This window comes from Kocuria sp. CCUG 69068 (assembly GCF_020833785.1).
In the GTDB taxonomy this organism is placed as follows: domain Bacteria; phylum Actinomycetota; class Actinomycetes; order Actinomycetales; family Micrococcaceae; genus Kocuria; species Kocuria rosea.
In genome coordinates, this window is sequence record NZ_PDDL01000015.1 from 14,083 (window position 1) to 36,865 (window position 22,783).

Here is a 22,783-nt window from a genome sequence, read left to right on the forward strand (position 1 = left end):
GTGCGGGGCCCGGCGCACCGGGCCGTTGCGTCAGCCGCGGGGAACGGCCATGTACTTGGTCTCGAGGAATTCCTCGATGCCGACGCGGCCGCCTTCGCGGCCGAGCCCGGAGGCCTTGATGCCGCCGAAGGGTGCCGCGGGGTTGGAGACGATGCCCGTGTTGAGCCCGAGCATGCCGACCTCGAGGGCGTCGCCCACCCGGAAGCCGCGGTCGATGTCTTGGGTGAAGAGGTAGCCCACCAGGCCCCACGGGGTGTCGTTGGCCATGCGGACGACCTCCTCCTCGGTGTCGAACGGGATCACGGGGGCCACGGGGCCGAAGATTTCCTCGTTCATGAGTTGCGCGGTGGGGTCCACGTCGGACAGGACGGTCGGCGAGTAGAAGTATCCGGGCCCGTCCGGACGGGACCCGCCGCAGACGACCGTGGCGCCCTTGGACACCGCGTCGTCCACCAGCTCCTGCACCTTGGCCAGGGCCTTTTCCTCGACGAGGGGGCCGACGTCGGTGCCGTCCTGCGCGCCGTCGCCGACGGACAGCGAGCCCAGGCGCGCGGCGAGCCGCTTCGAGAACTCGTCCGCGATCGAGCGCTGCACGAACAGGCGGTTCGCGGCGGTGCAGGCCTCGCCCATGTTGCGCATCTTCGCGGCGACGGCGCCTTCCACGGCACGGTCCAGGTCCGCGTCCTCGAACACCACGAACGGGGCGTTGCCCCCGAGCTCCATGGAGGAGCGCATCACGTGCTGGGCGGCCTGCTCGAGCAGGCGCACGCCCACCTCGGTGGAACCGGTGAAGCTGATCTTGCGGGCGATGCCGGAGGACATCCACGGGCCCACCACGGAGGAGGCCTTGGAGGTGCAGATGACGTTCAGCACGCCCTCGGGCAGGCCGGCCTCCACGAGGATGTCCACCAGGGCGAGGGAGGACAGCGGGGTGAGGTTGGCGGGCTTGAACACCATGGTGCAGCCGGCGGCGATGGCGGGGCCGATCTTGCGGGTGCCCATGGCCAGTGGGAAGTTCCAGGGGGTGACCAGCACGCACGGGCCCACCGGCTCCTTGGACACGAGGATGCGGTTCTTGCCGTCGCCGGTGGTGGTCTGGTCGCCGCCGATGCGCACGGCTTCCTCGGAGAACCAGCGGAAGAACTCAGCGGCGTAGGCCACTTCACCCTTCGCCTCGGCGAAGGGTTTGCCCATCTCCGTGGTCATGATCAGGGCGAGCTCGTCCTGGCGCGCCATGATGATGTCGTAAGCGCGGCGCAGGATCTCGCTGCGCACCCGGGGCGGGGTCTTCGCCCAGTCCTTCTGCACACGGCCGGCGGTCTCGATGGCGCGCTGGGCGTCTTCGGTGCCGCCGTCGGCGACCGTGGCGATGACCTCTTCGGTGGCCGGGTTCACGACGTCGAAGCGCTTGCCTGAGGCGGCCTCGCTCCACCGGCCGTCGATGAACAGGCCGGTGCTGACCTTGCCGACGGCGTCGAGGGCCTGCTGGGAGGTACGGGAGGCGTTGACGTTGGTGGTCATGGGGTGTCCTCTTTCGGGGTCGTGGAGCGGGTTCGGTCGGAGGCGGCCGGCTGCGGCGGGCCCGGGTCCAGGATCTGGGCCAGGTGCAGGCCCGGTCTGGTGGCGTCGAGTTGGTTGATCTGCATGGCGCAGGAGAAACCGTCGGTGAGCACGGCGGTCTCGGCCCCCGTGCCGCGCAGGGCCGGTGCCAGGGCGTTCTCGGCGACCTGCATGCTGACGTCGTAGTGCTGTTTCTCGAAGCCGAAGTTGCCGGCCACGCCGCAGCAGCCGGTGGCGTCGACCACGTCGGTTACGCCCGCGGCGGTGAGCGCGGCACGCTGGCCGGCCGCACCGAACACCGAGTATTCGTGGCAGTGGGTCTGCAGCACCACCTGCTCGGGCACGGGACGGGCCGGGGACGGGGTCCACCCGTCTGCGGCGCGCTCGGCCGTGTGCGCCGCGAAGCTGCGCACACGGGCGGCGACCCGCCGCGCCTGTTCCGTGGGGACGAGCTCGGGCAGGTCCTTGGCCAGGGCCGCGGCACAGCTGGGCTCCACGACCACGATCGGGCGGTCCGTGCCGTCGTCGAGCGTCTCCGCGGCCCGGGCCAGCAGCTTCTTGGCGGTGCCCAGCTGGCCGGTGGAGATCCAGGTGAGTCCGCAGCAGGCATCAGCGGAGCACTCCACGGTCTCCCCGGAGTCGGCGAGCACGCGGGCGGCGGCACCGGCCACCTCGGGGCGGAAGCCCCGGGTGAAGGTGTCCACGAACAGCAGTGCGGTACCGGCGCCCGGCTGCTGCGCGCCGGCGGCCGTGACCTCCCGGCGCCACTCTCTCGCCCCGGCGAAGCGCGGCATGGTGCGCTTAGTGGTGAGCCCACCCACGACGGCGGCGACCTTGGCCAGGGGCGTGGCCAGTACCGCGTTGACCAGCGGGGCGATCCGCCCGGTGAGCTTGAGCCAGCGCGGCAGCCAGCCCAGGGAGAAGTGTGAGATCGGGCGGAGTCGGCCCTGGTAGTAGTGGTCGAAGAACTCAGACTTGTAGGTGGCCATGTCCACCCCGGCCGGGCAGTCGGTGGCGCAGGCCTTGCAGGACAGGCACAGGTCCAAGGCCTCCCGCACCTCCTCCGATCGCCAGCCCTTCTGCACGGTGGCCGCACCACGGACCATGTCCTGGAGCACCCGCGCCCGGCCGCGGGTGGAGTCCTTCTCGTCCCGGGTGGCCCGGTAGCTGGGGCACATGACCCCGCCGGTGTCCGCGCGGCAGCGGCCCACGCCGATGCAGCCCTGGACGGCGTGGACCCACGGGTCGGTGCCCGCGCCATGGGCGGTGGCCGGGTCGTCGGTCTCCACCAGCGATCCGCCGCCGTGGCTGCCGACCGGGCGCAGATCGAAGCTTGTGCGCCACTCCCGCGCCGGGATGCCCTCCAGTGCCAGGTGGGCGTCCATGGGGTCCGGGGCCGTCATCGAGCCGGGGTTGAGGATCCCGGAGGGGTCCCACAGGCGGCGGTACCGGGCGAAGGCGGCGAGCACCGTCGGGGAGTACATGATCGGCAGCAGTTCCGAGCGGGCGCGCCCGTCCCCGTGCTCGCCGGACAGCGACCCGCCGTGGCGGACCACGAGCTCGGCGGCCTCGTGGGTGAAGCGGCGGAAGACTTCTCGCCCGGCGTCGGTGCGCAGGTCGAAGGTGATGCGGATGTGCATGCACCCGGCGCCGAAGTGGCCGTACATCACCCCGTCCAGGTCGTGTTCGGCCAGCAGGACGCGCAGGTCCGCGAGGTAGTCCGCGAGGTCCTCCGGGGCCACGGCGGAGTCCTCCCAACCGGGCCAGGACTCCCCGCCGCTGGCCAGCCGGGACGACAAACCCGCCCCGTCCTCGCGCACGCGCCACAGCGAGGCTCGCTCCACGAGGTCGGGCACGGCCCGACCCTCCACGAGCCGGCCGTTCTCGGCCAGCCTCGTCAGCAGGCGGTCGGCCTCGGCGGCCACCGCCTCGGGCTCGGATCCGTCGAGATCCACGAACAACCAGGCCCGTCCGGCGGGCAGGCCCAGCACGGAGCCCGCTCCGCGCCGGAACCGCATGGTCTCCACGATGGCCTCGTCGGTGCCCTCCACCGCCGCCGGCGAGAACTCGAGGATGGTGGTGATGTCCCGTGCGGCCTCCACGACGTCCTCGTAGCCCAGGCACACCAGCAGCGCGCTGGCAGGTTTGGGCACGAGCTTCATCCGGGCGCGGACCACCACGGCGCAGGTGCCCTCCGAGCCCACCAGCGCGCGGGCCATGTTGAACTTCTTCTCCGGCAGCAGGTTCTCCAGGTGGTACCCGGAGACCTGCCGCTGGATCCGGCCGAGCTCGACGCGGAAGGCGGCGAGGTTCTCCCGCGCCAGCCGCATCAGCGACTCCGTCAGCTCGGCCGCACGGGCGGCCGACGCGTCGTCGGACGGATCGGTGGCGCGCAGACCCGTGGTGGTGGCCGTCAGCCGCGCGCCGTCGGTGGTGACAACGTCGATCTCCACCACATGGTCGGAAGTGCGACCGTAGCGCACGGAGTGGTTGCCGCACGCGTCGTTGCCAATGGCCCCGCCCACGGTCGCACGGTTCTTCGAGGAGGGGTCCGGAGCGAAGGTGGAACGGTTGCCGGTGGCGCGCTCCACCTCCCGAGTGAGGTCCGACAGGACCACGCCCGGGTCCACGTCCACGGTGCCCGAGGCCTCGTCAATGCCGTGAATGCGGTTCAGGTAGCGGGAGAAATCCAGCACCACCCCGGGGCCCACGGCGTTGCCGGCCATGGACGTGCCCCCGCCGCGACCGATCAGCGCAGTACCGGTCTCCCGGCAGGCCGCCACCGCGGCCAGCACCTCCTCCACGGTGCGCGGGAACACCACGGCCAGCGGGGGCACCCGATAGTTGGAGGCGTCATAGGCGTACTCGGCCAGCCGGCGCGGCGAGGAGTCCGCCGCTACCCCCGCCGCGGCGAGGAGGCCCAGCACAGCGGGGTCGACGGCGGCCTCCCTGCGGGCGGCAGTAGCTGCCGTGCCAGAGGCTACGACGTCGGGGAGGGCGGGAACGGTGGCTTCGCTCATGCGTGCTTTCAGGCTCCCGTCGTGCCCGCAGGGACAGCACCGACCACAGCGGCCACAGCGGCCTCGAAGCGCTCCAGCCCAAGGGAAACTTCCTCTTCGGTGACCACGAGGGCGGGGATGAGGCGCACCACGTTGCCCTCCGGCCCACAGGTGAGGGTAAGCAGTTCCTGCTCCGTGGTGGCCTGCTGGACGGCCGCGGCCGTCGCGGCGTCCGGGGTGCCGTCCTGGGCGGTGAACTCGATGCCCTGCATCAGGCCGAGGCCGCGGACGTTGCCGATCACGGGGAAGCGCTCCTGGATCTGGATCAGCCCGGCCTGCAGCTGTTCGCCGCGCACCCGCGAGTTCTCCACCAGACCCTCCTCCTTGACCACCTCGAGGGTGGCCACGCCGGCGGCGGCGGAGACCGCGTTGCCGCCGTAGGTGCCACCCTGGGAGCCCGGCCAGGCCTTGGACATGGTCTCGGTGGAGGCGGCGATGGCCGAGATGGGGAAGCCGGAGGCGACGCCCTTGGCCGTGATGATGATGTCCGGAGTGGCGGTGGAGTGCTGGTGGCCCCAGAACTTGCCCGTGCGCCCGACGCCGGCCTGCACCTCGTCGAAGATCAGCTGGATGCCGTACCGGTCGGCACGCTCCCGCAACCCCTCCATGAAGGCCGGCGGGGTCGGCAGGTAGCCGCCGTCGCCCAGGGCGGGCTCGATCAGGAAGGCCGCCGTGTCGTTGGGCGCGGTGCGGGTCTTCAACAGGTAGTCCAGCTCCTGGAGGGCGAAAGCCACCGCGGTCTCCTCGTCCCAGCCGTAGCGGTAGGCGTAGGGGAACGCCGACATGTGCACCCCGGCCATCAGCGGCGCGTATCCGGCCGAGAACTTCGTGCCGGCCGTGGTGAGGGAGGCCGCGGCCACGGTGCGACCGTGAAAACCACCCTGGAAGACGACGATGTTCGGCCGGGCCGTGGCCATGCGCGCCAGACGGATGGCGGCCTCGACGGCTTCGGAGCCGGAGTTGGCGTAGAACACGGAGTCCAGCCCCTCCGGAAGCACCTCGCCGAGCTTCTCGGTGAGCTGCAGCAAAGGCTGGTGCATCACGGTCGTGTACTGGGCGTGAATGATCTTGCCAACCTGCTCCCGAGCAGCCGCCACCACCTTGGGGTGACAGTGACCGGTGCTGGTGACACCGATGCCGGTAGTGAAGTCCAGGTAGTCCCGGCCGTCAGTGCCATAGATCCAGCTGCCCAGGGCGTGGTCCACGACCACGGGGGTCGCCTGCTTGAGTACGGGGCTCAGAGATGTCATGGCTCACATTCTTCCCAACAGATCGACTTATTGTCAACAATCTTCCGGGGTCTTACAGTGGGCCCATGGAAGAGACAGCGCAGTCCCAGCCCTCTCAGCGTCGCCCGAAAGTTGTCGTGCTCACGGCACCCGGCACGAGCGCCCCCTACAACGCCTTGGATTTCGAGGATCACGCCGATGTGGTGTGGACTGATGCGGAGGGTCTTTCTGGGGCCCTGCCCGGGGCCCAGGTCTTGTTCGTCTGGGACTTTTTCTCCCCAGCCTTGCGTGACGCCTGGTCTTACGCCGACTCCCTGGAGTGGGTCCACGTGGCCGCCGCGGGCGTGGACTCCCTGCTCTTCGACGAGCTGCGGGAGTCCTCCGTCCAAGTCACCAACGCCCACGGCGCCTTCGACGGGCCCATCGCGGAATTCGTCCTGGCCTCGGTGCTCGCCCACGACAAGCAGCTGCACACCAGCAAGGAGCTTCAGCGCCGGTCTGTCTGGCAGCATCGCGAGGTAAGGCGTAGCGCGGGGCAAAACGCGCTCGTGGTCGGTACGGGCGGGATCGGGCGTGCCACGGCCCGGCTGTTGCGCACCCTCGGCCTGGAGGTGCGAGGTGCCGGGCGCACCGCGCGGGGGGAGGACGCGGACTTCGGGACCGTTGTCCCCAGCGCGGAGCTGGCAGAGCACGCCGGATGGGCGGACCACCTCGTGCTCATCGCTCCCCTGACAGAGGACACCCGCGGCCTGCTCGGCGCGGATGTGCTGGCCCGGATGAAGCCCACCGCCCATGTGGTGAACGTGGGCCGGGGCGCGTTGGTTGACGAGCCGGCCCTGGTCCAGGCCCTGCGAGAGGGCCAGATTGCAGCCGCGTCGCTGGATGTCTTCGATGAAGAGCCGTTGCCTGTCGAGCATCCGTTCTGGCAGATGGACAACGTGCATGTGTCCGCGCACATGAGCGGGGACGTCGTCGGTTGGCGAAACACGCTGGCGGACCAATTCGTACAGAACCTCACTCGCTGGTGTATCGGCGAGGAGCTGGTCAACCAGGTGGACAAGCAGCTGGGTTACGTGCGCCGGGCCTGAGGCGCGGGAGTTAATATCCCCGCGCGGACCGGATGACAGTAGAGCGCGCAGAAAGACGAAACGGGAGCGGGGCCGGGAATCCTCCCGGCCCCGCTCCTTCACGTTGAACCGCTGAGCACGCCTCAACCATCATGGTCGCTCGACCGCGACCCTGAGCGGGAGCTCGTAGACCCTGAACACAGCACGTGTGTCCCTGCCGGCCACGCCGAAAACCTCCTCCAGCCGCCGGAGACCTCCTTGGCGAGTGAGGACCGGTCGCGGACTTCCCCGGCCGAGGTGATGCGCACCGTTAGGTTCACGATCGAGCTGATCCGTTCGAGGGAGCTGGGGCGCTGGGACAGGGGTCGTCAGGCGGTTGAGCGGAGATGATCTCGGTGGCGCGCCGGTTCTCGGCGATGCCAACCTCCGCTCCCAGCTTGCCGGAGACAAGCATCGCGCCATGCCATGGCGTGCCGATACGGAGTGGTCCTTGAGGTGTAGGTCGGATTACGCACTTACTTGACCAGGACGTAGCTGCTCGCCGACTCGCCAGGCCACACTCGGCCTACCAGCCGATCAGGGATAGAGGCCCCGGGTGGTGTGCGCCTCGGCCACGCGCTGAACGGCGGTCAGGGTGGCGGCCTCGCGCAGCGTGACCTCACGGCGGCGCGCGGTCTCGAGGACACTTGTCCACCCCTGGAGCATGCGGCGCTCAAGCCTCTCGTCCACCTCGTCGGCCGTCCACCAATAGGCCTGGTTGCCCTGGACCCACTCGAAGTAGGAGACGATGACGCCTCCCGCGTTAGCGAGGATGTCCGGGACCACCAGGACGCCCTGGGTGTGCAGCTGCCGGTCGGCCGCGGCCGTCGTCGGACCGTTGGCTCCCTCCACGACGATGCCTGCCCGCACACGGTGCGCGTTGCCCTCGTGCAGCACGCCCTCCACTGCGGCGGGGATCAGCAGATCGACGTCGAGCTCCAACAGCTCATCGGAGCCGATCGCATCAGCTCCCTCGAAACCGATGACCGACCCCGTCCGCTCCGCATGCGCCAGCAGGCGCGGGACGTCCAGCCCGCTGGCCGCGTGGACCGCTCCGTACTGGTCCCCCACGGCCACCACCCGCACCCCGGCCTCGGCCAGGAACTCGGCCGCGCCCGCCCCGACCTTGCCGAAGCCCTGGACCGCGGCGGTGCTCCCGTGTGGCCGCAGGCCGCGGTGGGCCAGGGCGGCCAGGGCGATGTGCACCACGCCTTTGGACGTGGCCGAAGAGCGGCCCAGCGACCCACCCAGGCTGACCGGCTTGCCCGTGACGACAGAGGGCACGGTGAAGCCCACACTGGTGGAATAGGTGTCCATCATCCACGCCATCGTGCGCTCGTCCGTGCCGATGTCCGGGGCGGGGATGTCTCGTTCCGGACCGATGATCGGCAGGATCTCACTCGTGTACCGACGGGTGACCCGCTCCAGCTCCGCCGGGGAGTAGTTCCGGGGGTCGATGGTGACTCCACCCTTGGCCCCGCCGTACGGGACGTCCAGCAGGGCGCACTTCCACGTCATCCACATGGCAAGCGCACGCACCTCGTCCAGCGTCACGTGGGGGCTGAACCGCACCCCTCCTTTCGCCGGTCCGCGGGAGAAGTTGTGCTGCACCCGGTGCCCCGTGAACACGTCCACGGTGCCGTCATCACGCCGGAGCGGGATACTCACCGACATCTCGCGACGAGGCCGGGCCAGCATCTGGTGCTGGCCCGGCCCGTAGGAAAGGGTCTCGACGGCGGCCTTCAGCTGGCTGAGGGCGTCGTCAAGCGGGTTGGCCGAGAGCTCGGCGGGGACAGAAAGTGCGGTTGTCGTCGTCATTGACCTCGTGTCCTGGGATTCGGAACCAATCAGGCAAGTGCCTGATTGTTTACAATCGTACGTTAATGAATCCTCCGGGGACACCCCGCCCCGCCGACGCAGGGCTTCGAGTCAGACCGTCTCGGCGCGGGCGAAGCTGAGCGTCTCCCCGCGCGCACCGCCCATCCAGACGTCCTGGCACGCGGCGGCGAACTCCTCCATCCCCTCCTCGATCGTCGCGAAGACGTTGCCCGGCACCCATCCCACGTCGCCATTCACCAAAAGGTTGTTCCGCCCATAGAAGACGGCCAGATCGATGAGCAAGCGGTTCTCAGAGGTCCCCGCCGAGGCCTCGTACCCGTAGGCGGGATTGTCGAGTACACCCTCGAACGTGAAGTAACACAGGTCCCCAGTGATCGGAGTGATCGTCTGATTCTCCGGACCGGGCTCTTCCGCGGCGAAGGCGGGAACGAGCGCGTAGATCTCGTTGCGCGCGAACTTGCCGTGGAACACCTGCCCCGACTGGGGCAGGGCCTGCCACACCGCCTCAGCGGTGCGCGGCGCCTCATCGTCGAGCAAGCGCGCCCGGGCGGTGACGCCCCGCTTCTCCAAGGTGATGGTGATGTATCGGCTCATGGATCGTCCCCGTTCGGTCGAAGGCAGAGGCACCACGAAACGGCACCCTATGATTGTCTACAATCCAACTGTAAGCTTTTTCGTGAGACGTGCAACACACCACGAAAGGGTCTCCATCATCATGCACACCGTCGTCATCCTCTACCCTGGCCACAGCGCGGAGGACGAGTTCCCCGCCCTTGAAGAGCTCATCCCGGACACCTCCTTCCCCGTGATCCACACCTGGGAGGGCAGCACCGACCACGACGTCGAGGCGTTGCTGGCGCTAGGCTCACGAGCCAACCTGGTGCCGTCCGCCGAAAAGGCCCGGAGCCTCTCTCCCGACGCGGCGATGTGGGCGTGCACCTCGGGCAGCTTCGTCTACGGGTCGGAGGGGTGCCGCGAACAGGCGGGGTGGGTCCAGGAAGCCGCCGGCGTCCCGTCCTCCTCCACCTCCCTGGCCTTCGTCCAGGCGGTGCACCACTTGGGGCTGAGCAGAGTCGCGGTGGCCGCGACCTACCCGGAGGACGTCGCCTCGCACTTCGCACGGCTCCTCGAGCAGGACGGGATCACGGTCACCGCCCTGTCCACCTACGACGTTCCCAGCGGCGAAGACGCGGGCCTGCTGGACGAGGAATGGGTGCTGGAGACCGCCCGCGCCGCCGATCTGACCGGCGCGGAGTGCCTGCTCATCCCGGACACGGCGCTGCATACGGTCGCCGCGCTACCCCGGATCGAGGAAACCCTCGGTGTGCCCGTGCTGACCGCCAACCAGGTCACCGCCTGGCAGGGGCTCCGTCTAGCCGGCCACCCGGCCCGCGCCGAGGGGCTCGGTGCCCTGTTCAGTCACTAAGCGAGACGCTGAGCGGTTTCGACGACGACGCCCCACCTCAGGGGCGTCGTCGTCGTCTTCCATCCGTCATCGTTGGTCGGGCCACTCCGCCTCAGGCGGCGCGCCCCACCTCACCCAGGCGCTGATCCTGGGTCACCAAGGGCAGCCCAAGCCGTCGCAGGCCCGCCCACGCGGTGACCTGGTTCGCGGTCAACACGGGCTTACCGAGCTCCTCCTCAAGGGCCGCGATGATATGGAAGGTGGGCAGGTTGGTGCAGGAGACGAACACGGCCTCCGCATCCGGGTGGTCGGCCTGGCGCACGAGATCGGCAGTGACGTTGTAGGGCACGTGCCAGATCAGGCGGTCCAGGCCCAGGCCCGCAGTCCCCACGACGGTGCGCCCGTCGGCGGCCAAAAAGTCCTCGAGCCGCTCCGTCAACTTGGGGACGTAGGGCGTGGCGATGGCCAGCCGGGTGATCCCCAGGACGTCCAACGCCTCGAGCAGGGCCTCGGACGTGGTCACCGCGGGGGCACGAGTCTCCTCCCTGATGGCCGCGGAAATCTTCCGCGCCCCCTCGATCCCATTGACGAAGCTCCCGGACGTGCAGGCGAAGACCACAGCCTCCGGCTCGACTGCGGTGAGGCACCGGGCGGTGGAGCGGATCTCGGCGTCGTCACCGAGAGCACTTGCCATAATCTCGTCCACCACCATGGGGTGGTGGGGGGTCCGGGCAACAGCCAAAGAGACGTTGTCGGGCATCCAGCGCCACAGCTCCCGGTCCAACGCCATGTCATAGGGATTGACCACGCCGATGACGCGATCAGGCTCGGGGCCTTCGGGAACGAACCTCTGGATGTTAGGCATGTCTCATCTTCCCATAGTGTCTGATCGTCGACAATAATTTGATGATAAGGAGAATCCCGTGATTCCTGATCTTCCACCTACTCAGCCATCCACCCAGGGCCGCGCCCGCACCGACCATGATGCCTACCTTCGGACGCTCCCACCCACGCCCACACCCGCCGGCGCCTACGTGCCGGTCACAGAAGCCGGGCTACTGGTGTTCACCGCCGGTCACACCCACGCGGTGCAGGGAACTCTTGTTCATCGAGGAATGATTGGCATATCGGAGGGACCTACCCCTGAAGACGCCCGCGGCTGTGCTCGGCTGGCCGTGCGGAACTGCCTTGCCAGTCTCGCCCACCACCTGGGCGGCCTCCACCGTGTCGAGCGCGTGGTGTCCATGACCGGATACGTGGCGGCAGTGCCGGAGTTCACCGCCCACCCTGCCGTGCTCGACGGAGCCTCCGACGAGCTGCTGGCCGCCTTCGGAGAAAGCGGTCGTCCGTCACGGGCCGCCGTTGGCGTGACGAGCCTCCCCGACGGAGCCGTCGTGGAAGTCAGCCTGGTAATACTCCTTCGGGACTGATGCACCGTAGGTCAGGTCATCTGAACTGGTTTGATGGCCGGTAGCGGGCCATATGTAAAGCGGTGGTAGCGCTCTTCGGATTCATCGCTGTGTTCATCCATATCTGAACATCAATGATGACCTCATAGGTAACTGCAGATTTGCTCGGCGTCGCACTGGGCGGGGTCGCCTTGGGAGGCGGCCTGGTAGTGCTCGGCCACGGAAGTCCGCAGAGCGGTGAGCTCAGCGATGTGCTGGTCGAGGTCAGTGAGTTGCTGGGCGAGCTGGGCGGCTACGTGGGAACACGGGGCCTGTCCGGCGTCGCGGATCTGCAGGATGTTCCGGATCTCGGCCAAACTGAGTCCGGCGGCCTTGCTGCGGCGGATGAACTGCAGGCGGGCGAGGGTCTCTGGTGGGTAGTCGCGGTACCCGTTGGGACCGCGGTGCACCGGGGGCAGCAGTCCTTGCTGTTCGTAGAACCGCAGGGCTTTGGTGGTCATGCCGGCGGCTGCGGCCGCTTCACCGATCCGCACGGTGCACCTCGATCCTGGACTGTTCTGTGGCCTTCCACGGTAGAGGAAGGTTCCGGTACCGGGCACTGCCTGACCCGGAGTCGTCGGTGGCCACCCGGGGTCGGTGGTCATCCGGGTTCGGTGCGGGCGCGGTCGGTCTCCACGGCCTGCCAGGTCTTGCGGGCGGCGATCAGCACCGGGTCCCACACCGGGGAAAACGGTGGGGCGTAGGAGAGGTCGATGTTCAGCAGCTCTTCCACTGGGGTCTCGTGCCACAAAGCGACGGAGAGCACGTCGATGCGTTTGGCCGCGCCTTCTTCTCCGACGATCTGGGCTCCGAGCAGTCGTCCGGTGCCGCGTTCGGCGATGAGTTTGGTGCGGATCGGTTTGGCTCCGGGGTAGTAGCCGGCCCGGGTGGTGGAGTCGACCACGGCGGTGACCGGATCGAAGCCGGCCGCCTGCGCCTCGGCCTCGCCGAGGCCGGTGCGTCCGACTTCGATGTCGCAGATCTTGGTCACGGCGGTGCCGAGCACTCCGGGGAAGGTGGCGTAGCCGCCGCCGAGGTTGATCCCGGCGGTGCGGCCCTCCTTGTTGGCGTGGGTGCCCAGCGGGAGGCTGACGTGGCGGCGGGAGACGCGGTGGAACTTCTCCACGCAGTCCCCGGCTGCCCACACCCCGTCGATGCCGGTGCGCAGCCGGCGGTCCACCGTGATCGCCCCCGTGGCCCCCAGCGGGATCCCCGCCTGGGCGGCCAGGGTGGTGTTCGGGGTCACCCCCAGCCCGAGGATCACCAGATCGGTGGGGATGGTGGCTTGGTCGGTGACCACGGCGGTGACCTTCCCGTCGGTGGTGGCGAAGCCGGTGACGGTCTCCTCCATCCGCACCTCCATCCCGAAGCCTTCCATCGCGGTGGCGATGAGCGCGCCCATGTCCGGGTCCAGGGCCGGCAGCGGGGCCGGGGGGCGTCCGATCACGGTGATGCCCACGCCCCAGGCGGACAGGGCCTCGGCCAGTTCCAGGCCGATGTAGCCGGCCCCGACCACCACGGCCCGGCCCGGCCGGTCCCGCTCCAGCACCGTCCGCAGGGCCAGGCCGTCGTCGAGGGTCTGCACCCCGTGGATGCCGGCCGCCTCGATCCCGGGCAGTGGAGGGCGGGCCGGGGTGGCCCCGGTGGCGACCATGAGCTGGTCGAAGCCCTCCCAGGCCTCCCGGCCCCGGACGAGGTCACGCACCAGCACGGCGCGCCGGTGCAGGTCTATCTCCAGGACCTCGTGGCCGGTCCGGGCGTCGATGGCGTGGTGGTCGCGGAACTGCTGCGGGGTGCGCGCGATCAGTGCCGTGGTGTCGGCGACGTCCTTGCCGATGAAGTACGGGATCCCGCAGGCCGAGTACGAGGTGTAGTGACCGCGCTCGAACGCCACGATCTCCAACTGGTCCTGGGGCAGCTGGCGGCGGGCGGCGGAGGCCGCGCTCATCCCGGCGGCGTCCCCACCGATGACGATCAATCGTTGGGCCATGGGCTTCCCCTTTCTCGAGCAGTGCTTCGGCTTGCTGTCGCCTTCTGCAGCGGATCATGCCCGGTTGCCCGGGGCGGCGCCCAGCCCCTAGACCTCGAGCTGATCCAGTGCGGCTTGGTAGGCCTCATGGTAGGTGGGGAACTGGGCGACCTGATCGCGCAGGAGCTCCAGCGGCAGCTGCGCCCGGATCGCCAGGGCGGCGTGGTGGATCCATTCCCCGGCCTGCGGGCCGACCGCCCACGCCCCGATCAGCACCCCTCGCTCGGCGTCGGCCAGCAGCCCCAGGTGCCCGCGCGGGTCCTGCTCGTAGGTCCACGGGCGGGCGATGGCGTGGGCCAGGTCCAGTTCGGTGGCGGTGGTGCGGATCCCGCGGTGCTGAGCCTGCTCGGTGGTGAGTCCGGCCGCGGCGATCTCCGGGTCGGCGAACACCACCCGCGGGATCCCCACATAGCTGGCGGGGCGCGGGCGGCCGAGGATCGCGTCAGCGGCGATCCGCCCCTGGTACTTCGCCACATGGGTGAAGGGCATCACCGCGGTGACGTCACCGATCGCCCACAGGTTGTCGGCGGCCCGGGCGTGCTCGTCGATGAGCACCTCACCGTGTTCACCCAGACGTGCCCCGGCCGCCTCCAAGCCCAGGCCCTGGGTGCGGGGGGCGCGGCCGGTGCCGAAGATCACCACGTCGGCGGCCACCTCGCTCCCGTCCTCGAGGATCACCATACTGTCCGCACCGTTCCTGTGGGCCTTGGCGGCCGAGGCGCCCAGGCGGATGTCGACCCCGGCCTCGGCCAGGTAGTCGTGGACGAGCTCCCCCACCCGGGGGTCCTCCCGGCCCAGCAGCCGGTCCCCGCGGTGGATGAGGGTGACCTGCACCCCGAAGCGGGCCAAAAACGTGGCGGTCTCCACCCCGACGGCGCTGCCACCGACGACCACGGCGCGTTCGGGCAAATCGTGGGTGGTGTAGGTTTCCCGGTTGGTCCAGGCCGTGATCTCCTCGATCCCTTCGATCGGGGGGATCACCGCTTCGGAGCCGGTGGCGATGATGATGTGCTCGGCGGTGATCTCCCGGTTCCCGACCCGGATCCGGCCCGGGCCGGTGAGGCCGGCCTCGCCCCGGATCACGGTCGCGCCCTGGGCGGTGTAGCCCTCGGCCTGGGCGGAGTCGTCGAGGTCACGGATCATGTAGTCGCGGTATTCCCGGGTGGAGGCCCAGTCCACCTCAGCCCCGGACACCCCGGCGGCCTTGTGCACCTCGGTGCGGGCCTCGGCCGGGCGCAGCACCGTCTTGGAGGGGATACACGCCCAGTAGGCGCACTCCCCACCGATCAGCTCCCGCTCGATCACGGCGACGTTCTTCCCCGCCGCCAGCAGCCGGCCGGCGGCAACCTCACCACCGGGTCCCATGCCGAGAACGGCCACGTCGAAATGTTCGCTCATGATGTGTCTCCTTCAGATGCGGTGGATCTTTCGGCTCTACTCGTCGTGGCGCCCCGTCCCATCACGGGCAGGGTGTGCGGTGTCCGCAACCGCCCGCCCGGTCGCGGAGGAGGTCGGCGGGGCCTGGGTGAGCCGCTGCTCAGCCGTGCTGATGCCTCCCGGCCGGCCATCGTAGAGGCCTCGTGGCCGGTCACGGTCGCCCCCCTGGGCGGGGGCGGCTGGTGGGGTCCGGGCCTCAGGCGGCGCAGCAGGACAGTTTCGAGACATCGGTGCGGAAGGACTGGGCGGCGATCTTCACACCCTCAGCCATCGTCAGATACGGGCACCACAAGGTCGCCACCTGGTCCACCGTCATCCCCGCGGACAAGATGTAGACCCCGGCCGCGGCCAGGTCCCCGGCCTCCTGGGCCACCGCGGTGATCCCCACGATCCGCCCGGTGTCGGCGTCGGCGACGATCTTGATGAACCCCCGGGTGTCACGGTTCACCAGCGCCCGCGGCACGTACTCCAGGGGCAGCACCCGGCACTCACACCGGATGCCCGCCTCCCTGGCCTGCTTATCCGTCATGCCCACCGCCCCCACCGCCGGGGAGGTGAACGTGACCCGGGGAAGGTGGGTGTAGTCGACCCGCTGTCCCGCGCCGTGGAAGGCGTTCTCCACCGCGGTGACCCCGTGGGCGGAGGCCACGTAGACGAACTCCGGGTGCCCGGTGACATCCCCGGCCGCCCAGATCCGCGGGTGCGAACTCGCCAGGGTGTCCTCCACGAGGATCTCCCCCCGCCCCCCGGTGGCCACCCCCACCGTGCCCAGGCCCAGGCCCTCGGTCACCGCCCGGCGCCCGGTGGCCACCAGCAACCGGTCCGCGGTGAACTCCTGGCGCCCGGCCCGGGTGGTGGCGGCCACCACGACACCCCCGGTGGCCGGATCGGTGCCCACGGACTCGACCGCGGCCCGGCGCAGCACCTGGATGCCCTCATCGGCGAAGACCCCCATAAGGGTCTTCGAGACCTCCGGCTCCTCCCCGGACAGCAACCGGGAACGGGCCAGCACCGTGACCTGCGAGCCCAGCCGGGCGAAGAGCTGAGCCTGCTCCAAGGCCACATAGCCGCCGCCGAGCACGATCATCGACTCCGGGACCTCCGGCAGCTCCATCGCCGTCGTGGAGGTGAGGTAGTCGACATCCTCCAGCCCGGGAATCGGCGGAGCCCACGGGGCCGAGCCGGTGGCCACCAGGTAGTGGCCGGCCCGCACCTCCTCCACCGCCCCGCCGCGGCCGGTGATCTCCAGCACCGGGTCCTGGGCCGTGCCGGTGAAGGCGGCCTCCCCGCGGCGCAAATCCCACCCGTAGTCGGCGATCAGATCCACGTACTTCTCCGAACGCATCCCCTCCACCAGCCCGTCCTTGCCCGCCATCAGCCCCGGCATGTCCACCGGGCCAGCCGAGGCGGCGAGCCCGGGAAACCGACCGGAGGCATCCAGGGCCACATGGCGGGCGCCGGCGGCGGCCAGCAACGCCTTCGAGGGCACGCACCCGGTGTTCACACAGGTGCCCCCCACCGTGGACCGCTCCACCATCACCACCCGTTGGCCCAGGCTCGTTGCCCGGATCGCCGCGGCGAAAGCACCACCACCAGAACCGATGATGGCCAGATCCGTCTCGATCACTGCAGTTCCACCCATGACAACCTCCGCAAATCGGTGAGGACCACTCCCACCGGAAACTTTCCGTGTGCCCTTCTCCGACCCAGCCTGCACCCTCCCCCACAGGGGGAGGTCAAGGTGTCACTGCGACAACAGCCCCCTGCCGGTGCCGGCTGAATACTGACCCTCGGGCGCCGGGCGGGTTCAACGGTGGGTTCACCCCAGGCTCATGGCCCCATCAGCATCAGCCTGGTCGACCCTGACGTGGCGATCCCGCCCAGAACGCAGGACGCCCACTGGGCCGTCCCGACCGCACTACTCAGCTCCTCAGGGGCCTCCTCAGGATGGCCGGCCGATGGTCAGCTGCTGCCGGTGATGGTCGTAGTGCTGAGTGCCGTAGTGGTAGATCTCGGCCAGGCTCATCCAGTCCCGGAAGTACGGGTCCCAGGACACGGGCATGTGCATCCCACGGGCCAGTGCGGCCGCGGCCTCGGTCTCCAGCTGGGCCTGCAGGACCTCGACGGTGCGGTCGAACCACCGGATCAGCCGCGGACCGTGGATCACCCGCGCGGCCCCACGGTCGCTGAAGTAGTTGATCAGGTGGAAGAGCCGGGTGCCGGCCTCCAGCACCCGGGCGAAGGTGCGGCTGACCGGCTCGGGGAGACGACCCATCAGACGCACCAGCGGCAACAGGCGCCGCACGATCAGGTAGCCGAAGAACATGTGGAACAGCAGCTGCCCGTTGGTCCACCGGGTGCCTGACGAGAGCCGGTGCACATCCGCAGGGGTCGCTTCAGTGACCAGGGCGTGGAAGTCCGCGCGGACCCGCTCCAGCTCCTCATGGATGGTTCCGGGGGTGATGGGCGCGCTATTCATCGGCTGCTCCTGGAAGTGATGTCGCTGCCGGGAGCGTTCTGGGCATTGCCTGGCTTGTGGCCGATAAAACGTATGACCCGACCGCCGAAGGACAGCCGGAGGGCGAGTGGGGCAAGGCCGGCCTGGTCGAGGACTGGTCCGAAGGCTTCCGGTTCGATGAGCCGGTGCGGTGACCGGTCGGCACGGTGCACCAGGGATGCCATCGGTGAGGCCAGCAGGTCGTATCCCACGAAGGCCCCGCCCGGTCGCAGGACTCGGGCCGCCTCGGTCACCGCGTGTTCCCACTCGATGACGTGGTGGAGCATCAGAAAGCTCAGAATCGTGTCGAACGACTCGTCCTCGAAGGGCAGCCGAGTGGCATCGGCCTGACGCGCCTGGACCAAGGGGTGTCCGGCCAGGCGGTCCTGCGCGGCCTCGACCATCACCGGGTCGGCATCGGTCATGGTGAGCCGCACCCGGGGGTGGGCTCGGGCGATGGCCTCGGCCATCGCACCGCTGCCTCCACCGATCTCCAGCACGTCCCCGGTGACGGGGAACCCCTGGGTCGCCCAAGGAACCATCCGCCGGGCCACAAGGCCCCATGGCGCGCTGCGACAGAAAGAGGCCTCTAAGGCGGACATCCTCGGCATGGTTTCCACCTTTCGGCGTACGCATCGTGTGCGCCGAGCCTAGTTCCACGATCGACGGTAGTGAACCGTTTAGGCAAAGGATGGGGGCGACCTGGCCATTCACACCGCCCGGGGGCGGGCCCGAGGGAGCCGGGGTCCCGTCGTAGGGCTGAGCTCAGCAGGCGGATGGGTTAGAGGCCGAAGGCGCCGCCTTCGAGGAGGATGACCACGCCCAGGCCGATCAGCACGATCGGGAACAGGATGTGTTCCCATCGTTCCAGGACTTCGGCGATGGGTTTGCGGGTGGCCACGTACTTGGCGATAGCCACCAGCACCGCGACCATGGCCAAAAAGGCGATGCAGTAGGCCACCATCGCGGTGGGGCCCACGGTGACGAATACGGGCACATAGACCCCGATGTTGTCCCCGCCGTTGGCGAAGGTGACTGCGGCGACGGTCCAGATGCTGACCTGTTTGCCGGCGACCTTCCCCTCGTCATCGTCATCATCGTCGTCGCTGCGCCAGACCTTCCAGGCCGCGATGAGGCCGAGGATCAGGGGGATGAGGCCGAAGTAGGGAATGGCCTCGGGCGGCAGGAAGGTGCTGGCGCCCAGGGTCACCAGCACGGAGGCGACCAGGATGCCGCCGAAGCCCAGGTACTGGCCGATCCCGATTTTGGCGGTGGTGCCGCGGGCCCCGGCTCCGCGGGCGAAGAACAGGGAGAGCACGATGATGTCGTCGATGTTGGTGGCCGCGAACAGGCCGATCGCCTGCAGCACGGGGGAGATGAGTTCCATAACCTGTCTTTTCTTCAGTGGGGAGAACCGCCGACCGGGACCTGGCGTGCTGCGCTGGGTCGGGCGGCCGAGCGCAGCAGGCAGGGGAAGGCTGCCGGGAGCCGATGCCCCGGGCACCATCACCGGGGCACTGTCACCGGGTATGGGTCGCGGCGCCCGTCATGGGCACCCGAAGGCGCATCAGCACCCGCTTTCACCCTCAGTGCGTGGGCGGGCCCGGTGAGGGTGATGTATTTGTCAGTGTTCTTGGGTGGAGGTGCCGTAGGCGGGACACAGCGCGACCTGGGAACCGGTGGCTGCCAGCAGGGTCTCGGCGGCGGCGAGCACATCCATCAGCTCCGGGCGGGTCAGAGCGTAGAAGATCTGCCGCCCCTCGGTGCGTCCGGCCACCAGCCCGCACTCGCGCAGGCAGGCCACATGGGCCGAGACGGTGGATTGAGCCAGGCCCGTTTCCTCCACCAGGTCCCGCACTCGGGCTTCACCGCCGGCCAGGCGCCCCACGATGGCCAGGCGAGTGGGATCGGACAGGGAGTGGAACAGGGCCACGGCCGGGGCCAGGCCGGTCGTACAACTAGTGTTCGTCATGACCCGATCCTATCGCCTAAGTCCGATTGATTGGACGGGGTGGATCTGACGTTGCCCGCAAGGGACGGTGCAGGGCCTTTTGTCCAGGGAGTGGTGGGTCTCGGGCTGGAGACTGCCTCGACCCGAGCCTACCCGGCAGAGAAGCTGTTGTGGCCGCCGTGCAGGGGTCTGAGATAGTCATCGGCTCGGTGCGACGGGCGGCCCGGGGGCCTCGCCTGCGGTGGCTGTGGCCAAAGAGCGGCGGGCATGGGCGTGACGAGTAAAGGCCCGGGGCGGGACCCGTGGTGGCCTGGGCCAGGGCCGCCGAGGAGGTCTCGGCGGCCCTGACGTTACGCGATGAGCAGGTGGGGGCTATTCGGCGGAGATGTCCTGGGGGCGCGGAGCCAGCAGCGTACCCAGGATCAAGAGGCCGACCCCGGTGGTGACGAAGACGTCGGCGAGATTGAAGGTGGGGAACCACCCGGTGTGCAGGTAGTCCACCACCCCTCCCCCGTCGAGGCGGTCCAGGAAGTTTCCGATAGCGCCCCCGAGCATCAGGGTCGCTCCGGTACGGGCCAGCCCGGTCAGGGTGGGTGCCGCAACGAGCAAATACCAGATCAGCCCGGCGATGATCGCCCCGGTCGCGGCGATGATGACCCAGGAGGGCAGGGCCGCCCCGAGGCTGAAGGCCACCCCGGTGTTGTGGTGCAGCTGCAGCGTGAGCGGCCCCAGATCTACCGTGGTCCCGTCGGTGAGACGGGCTGAGGTCACGGCTTTGAGAATCAGATCGACGGTGGCCAGCGCCGCTGCCCCGGCCAGCAAGAGGGTCCGGGACCGGCGAGCAGATCGGGACGAAGGGCCGACCTGCCCGGCGACGGGGGCGCTCATGCGGCCGGTTCCAGAGCCGGTGCGGGCTGGGCGGTGGGCAGCTGGGTGCGGCGGGAGATCCGCCCGGCGCGTACCCCGTTGGCGATGATCAGGATTTCGGCCACCTCGTGTACCAGCACCACCGCGGCCAACCCGAGGATCCCGAACAGGGCCAGGGGGATCAGCACCGCGATCAGCGCCAGGGACACCCCGACATTCTGCAGCATGATCGAGCGGGTCCGCCGGGCGTGCTCGAGGGCTTGGGGCAGGTGGTGGAGGTCCTCGCCCATCAAGGCGATGTCGGCGGTCTCGATGGCCACGTCGGTGCCCATTGCGCCCATGGCGATGCCGATGTCGGCGGTGGCCAGGGCGGGGGCGTCGTTGACGCCGTCACCGACCATCGCCGTGGGGCGCTGCGCCTTGAGGGTGCGGATGATCTCGGCTTTGTCCTCCGGGCGCAGGTCGGCGTGGACCTGGGTGATCCCGGCGGCTGCGGCCAGGGCATGGGCGGTGAGAGTGTTGTCCCCGGTGAGCATCGCGGTGGTGTACCCGGCGCGGTTGAGCCGGGTGATCACCTCCCGGGCCTCCGGGCGCAGCTCATCGCGCACCGCGATCGCCCCAAGAACCTTCCCGTCCTGCTCGATGAGCACGGCGGTGGCCCCGGAGCGCTGCATCCGCTCGATCTCGGCGGCCAGGGGCCCGGGGTCGATCCACCCGGGCCGGCCCAGGCGCAGGCGGGCGCCGTCCAGGGTGCCGTAGAGCCCGGCCCCGGGCACGGTGTCCACCTGGGTCACCTCGGCCCGCTCAGGTGTGGCGGCGAGGATGGCCCGGGCCAGGGGGTGTTCGCTGCGGGCCTCCAACCCGGCGGCCAGCCCCAGCACCTGCTGCCGGTCCACCCCGCCAGCGGTGGCGACCTCGATGACGGCCGGGGCGTTGCGGGTGAGGGTGCCGGTCTTGTCCAAGGCGATGGTGCCGATCTTGCCCAGGGTCTCCACCGCGGCCCCGCCCTTGATCAGCACCCCGATGCGGCTGGCGGCTCCGACCGAGGCCACCACGGTGACGGGCACCGAGATCGCCAGGGCGCACGGGGAAGCGGCGACCAGCACGACCAGGGCGCGTTCGAACCACAGGACCGGCTCCCCCACGATGAACCCGTAGGCGATGATCAGGGCGGCGACGATGAGGATGCCCGGCACCAGGCGTTTGGCGATCGCATCGGCCAGTCGCTGGCCGGGGCCTTTGCGGGACTGCTCGGTCTCGACGATGTGCACGATCTTCGCCAAGGAATTGTCCTCGGCGGTGCTGGTGACTTCCACCTCCAGCGGGCCGGTGCCGTTGATGGACCCGGCGTAGACCTCCGCGCCGGGGCCGGCCTCCACGGGCACGGACTCCCCGGTCAGCGCCGAAGTGTCCAGGGAGGTGCGCCCGGTGAGGATCCGCCCATCGGTGGCCACCCGCTCCCCGGGCCGCACCACCATCCGGTCCCCCAGTACCAGCTCAGCCGGGGGCACGGTGACCTGCACCCCGGCCCGGAGCACCGTGGCCTGATCCGGGACCAGCTCCAGCAGCGCGCGCAGCCCGCGCCGGGTGCGCGCCACCGAGTACTCCTCCAGGGCCTCGGCGATGGCGTAGAGGAAGGCCAGCATCGCCGCTTCCTCGATCTGCCCCAGGGCGACCGCTCCGACGGCGGCGATGGTCATCAGGGTCCCGACCCCGATCTTGCCCCGGGCCAGCCGGCGCAGCGTGGAGGGCACGAACGTCCATCCGGCCGCCAGCAGCGCGCCCGTCTCCAGGCTCAGCGCCACCCACAGAGGAACCCCGGCCAGCGACAGGATCCAGCCGGCCAGCAGCAGGATCCCGGCCGCGGCGGCGAACCGGACGTCGCGCACCTGCCAGAAGCCCTCGGCCTCCTCCCCGGCCTCACCGGTTTCGTTCTTCTCGTCGCTGCATCCGCAGGCATCGCTCATCGGGTGATCTCCTGAATCTGGGGGGTGTCACGGGCATCCAGCCCGTAGTTCGGGCACAGACTCACGGCGTTGCCGGTGGCCGCCAGCAGCACCTCAGTGGCGGCCAGCACGTCCATCAGCTCCGGGCGGGTCAGCGAGTAGTACACGCTGCGCCCCTGCGCCCGACCCTGCACCAGCCCGCAACCACGCAAGCACGCCACATGGCCGGACACGGTCGACTGGGCCAGCCCCAGCTCGCTGGTGAGATCACGCACCCGCACCTCCCCGGAAGCCAAGCGCTGCACAATCGCCAGCCGGGTCGGGTCACTGAGGGAGTGGAACAACGCCGCCGCCGGATCCAGCACCTCACAGGGGGCATCCGGAACATACTCTGAAATCGTCATGGACCG

20 protein-coding genes are annotated in these 22,783 nt (G+C 69.7%); 3 read left to right on the forward strand and 17 right to left on the reverse strand.

Annotated features, from left to right (window positions below; genetic code table 11):
• Window positions 1-30: 30 nt before the first annotated feature.
• Genes CRM73_RS04895 through CRM73_RS04905 form a run of 3 tightly spaced genes read right to left on the reverse strand, consistent with a single transcriptional unit; the run spans window position 31 to window position 5,869 of the window.
• Entirely contained in the window at window positions 31-1,521 is a 1,491-nt protein-coding gene (locus tag CRM73_RS04895; RefSeq protein WP_229587020.1) for an NAD-dependent succinate-semialdehyde dehydrogenase, read from the reverse strand.
• Complete coding sequence (locus tag CRM73_RS04900; RefSeq protein WP_229587021.1) at window positions 1,518-4,580, reverse strand: FAD-binding and (Fe-S)-binding domain-containing protein; 3,063 nt, start codon at window positions 4,578-4,580, stop codon at window positions 1,518-1,520. The genes CRM73_RS04895 and CRM73_RS04900 overlap by 4 nt, the downstream gene beginning before the upstream one ends.
• 8 nt (window positions 4,581-4,588) lie before the next feature.
• A complete protein-coding gene (locus CRM73_RS04905) occupies window positions 4,589-5,869 on the reverse strand; it encodes an aspartate aminotransferase family protein (protein WP_229587022.1) in 1,281 nt (426 codons plus the stop codon).
• Window positions 5,870-5,934: 65 nt separating this feature from the next.
• Here CRM73_RS04905 and CRM73_RS04910 point away from each other — a divergent pair, with 65 nt between their 5' ends.
• The gene (locus CRM73_RS04910; protein ID WP_229587023.1) at window positions 5,935-6,936 is read left to right on the forward strand and encodes a D-2-hydroxyacid dehydrogenase; all 1,002 of its coding nucleotides are present in this window, start codon (window positions 5,935-5,937) and stop codon (window positions 6,934-6,936) included.
• Window positions 6,937-7,491: 555 nt separating this feature from the next.
• On the opposite strand, the gene CRM73_RS04915 is transcribed toward CRM73_RS04910, so the two are convergent.
• Together CRM73_RS04915 and CRM73_RS04920 are read right to left on the reverse strand one after the other, a co-directional pair.
• Window positions 7,492-8,772 carry a Glu/Leu/Phe/Val dehydrogenase gene (locus CRM73_RS04915; RefSeq protein ID WP_109244442.1) on the reverse strand — a complete coding sequence of 427 codons (1,281 nt, stop codon included), beginning with the start codon at window positions 8,770-8,772 and terminating at the stop codon, window positions 7,492-7,494.
• A 111-nt stretch (window positions 8,773-8,883) separates the two neighbouring features.
• The gene (locus CRM73_RS04920) at window positions 8,884-9,387 is read right to left on the reverse strand and encodes a DUF3830 family protein (protein WP_017831931.1); all 504 of its coding nucleotides are present in this window, start codon (window positions 9,385-9,387) and stop codon (window positions 8,884-8,886) included.
• 121 nt (window positions 9,388-9,508) lie between these two features.
• Between CRM73_RS04920 and CRM73_RS04925 the strand changes: the two genes are divergently transcribed.
• Complete coding sequence (locus tag CRM73_RS04925) at window positions 9,509-10,219, forward strand: maleate cis-trans isomerase (RefSeq protein WP_109244443.1); 711 nt, start codon at window positions 9,509-9,511, stop codon at window positions 10,217-10,219.
• A 91-nt stretch (window positions 10,220-10,310) separates the two neighbouring features.
• On the opposite strand, the gene CRM73_RS04930 is transcribed toward CRM73_RS04925, so the two are convergent.
• Window positions 10,311-11,063, reverse strand: coding sequence for an Asp/Glu/hydantoin racemase (locus CRM73_RS04930; RefSeq protein WP_109244444.1), 753 nt, complete (start codon window positions 11,061-11,063; stop codon window positions 10,311-10,313).
• Between the two features lie 58 nt (window positions 11,064-11,121).
• Here CRM73_RS04930 and CRM73_RS04935 point away from each other — a divergent pair, with 58 nt between their 5' ends.
• Window positions 11,122-11,628 carry a RidA family protein gene (locus CRM73_RS04935; protein WP_219931179.1) on the forward strand — a complete coding sequence of 169 codons (507 nt, stop codon included), beginning with the start codon at window positions 11,122-11,124 and terminating at the stop codon, window positions 11,626-11,628.
• A 122-nt stretch (window positions 11,629-11,750) separates the two neighbouring features.
• Here the strand turns inward: CRM73_RS04935 and CRM73_RS04940 are convergent, their stop codons facing one another.
• The 11 genes from CRM73_RS04940 to CRM73_RS04990 all read right to left on the reverse strand — a co-directional run bounded on the left by CRM73_RS04940 (window position 11,751) and on the right by CRM73_RS04990 (window position 22,777).
• Window positions 11,751-12,140, reverse strand: a complete 390-nt coding sequence (locus CRM73_RS04940; RefSeq protein ID WP_095650746.1) for a heavy metal-responsive transcriptional regulator — start codon at window positions 12,138-12,140, stop codon at window positions 11,751-11,753.
• A 107-nt stretch (window positions 12,141-12,247) separates the two neighbouring features.
• Window positions 12,248-13,636, reverse strand: coding sequence for an FAD-dependent oxidoreductase (locus tag CRM73_RS04945; RefSeq protein WP_095650747.1), 1,389 nt, complete (start codon window positions 13,634-13,636; stop codon window positions 12,248-12,250).
• Between the two features lie 87 nt (window positions 13,637-13,723).
• Window positions 13,724-15,073 (reverse strand): NAD(P)/FAD-dependent oxidoreductase, encoded by a 1,350-nt coding sequence (locus CRM73_RS04950; protein ID WP_095650748.1) that lies wholly within the window; start codon window positions 15,071-15,073, stop codon window positions 13,724-13,726.
• A 235-nt stretch (window positions 15,074-15,308) separates the two neighbouring features.
• A complete protein-coding gene (merA, locus tag CRM73_RS04955) occupies window positions 15,309-16,754 on the reverse strand; it encodes a mercury(II) reductase (protein WP_095650749.1) in 1,446 nt (481 codons plus the stop codon).
• Window positions 16,755-17,054: 300 nt separating this feature from the next.
• Window positions 17,055-17,591 carry a DinB family protein gene (locus tag CRM73_RS04960; RefSeq protein WP_062737350.1) on the reverse strand — a complete coding sequence of 179 codons (537 nt, stop codon included), beginning with the start codon at window positions 17,589-17,591 and terminating at the stop codon, window positions 17,055-17,057.
• Entirely contained in the window at window positions 17,588-18,220 is a 633-nt protein-coding gene (locus CRM73_RS04965; protein ID WP_370658521.1) for a class I SAM-dependent methyltransferase, read from the reverse strand. The genes CRM73_RS04960 and CRM73_RS04965 overlap by 4 nt, the downstream gene beginning before the upstream one ends.
• A gap of 170 nt (window positions 18,221-18,390) precedes the next feature.
• Window positions 18,391-18,996 (reverse strand): cadmium resistance transporter, encoded by a 606-nt coding sequence (locus CRM73_RS04970; protein WP_062737352.1) that lies wholly within the window; start codon window positions 18,994-18,996, stop codon window positions 18,391-18,393.
• A 237-nt stretch (window positions 18,997-19,233) separates the two neighbouring features.
• Window positions 19,234-19,581: a helix-turn-helix transcriptional regulator gene (locus CRM73_RS04975; protein ID WP_095650751.1), complete on the reverse strand. Its 348-nt coding sequence runs from the start codon at window positions 19,579-19,581 to the stop codon at window positions 19,234-19,236.
• Window positions 19,582-19,932: 351 nt separating this feature from the next.
• Entirely contained in the window at window positions 19,933-20,448 is a 516-nt protein-coding gene (gene lspA / locus CRM73_RS04980; protein ID WP_062737354.1) for a signal peptidase II, read from the reverse strand.
• The gene (locus CRM73_RS04985; protein WP_229587025.1) at window positions 20,445-22,394 is read right to left on the reverse strand and encodes a cation-translocating P-type ATPase; all 1,950 of its coding nucleotides are present in this window, start codon (window positions 22,392-22,394) and stop codon (window positions 20,445-20,447) included. The genes lspA and CRM73_RS04985 overlap by 4 nt, the downstream gene beginning before the upstream one ends.
• Entirely contained in the window at window positions 22,391-22,777 is a 387-nt protein-coding gene (locus tag CRM73_RS04990) for a helix-turn-helix transcriptional regulator (RefSeq protein ID WP_062737356.1), read from the reverse strand. The genes CRM73_RS04985 and CRM73_RS04990 overlap by 4 nt, the downstream gene beginning before the upstream one ends.
• Between the last annotated feature and the right edge of the window lie 6 nt (window positions 22,778-22,783).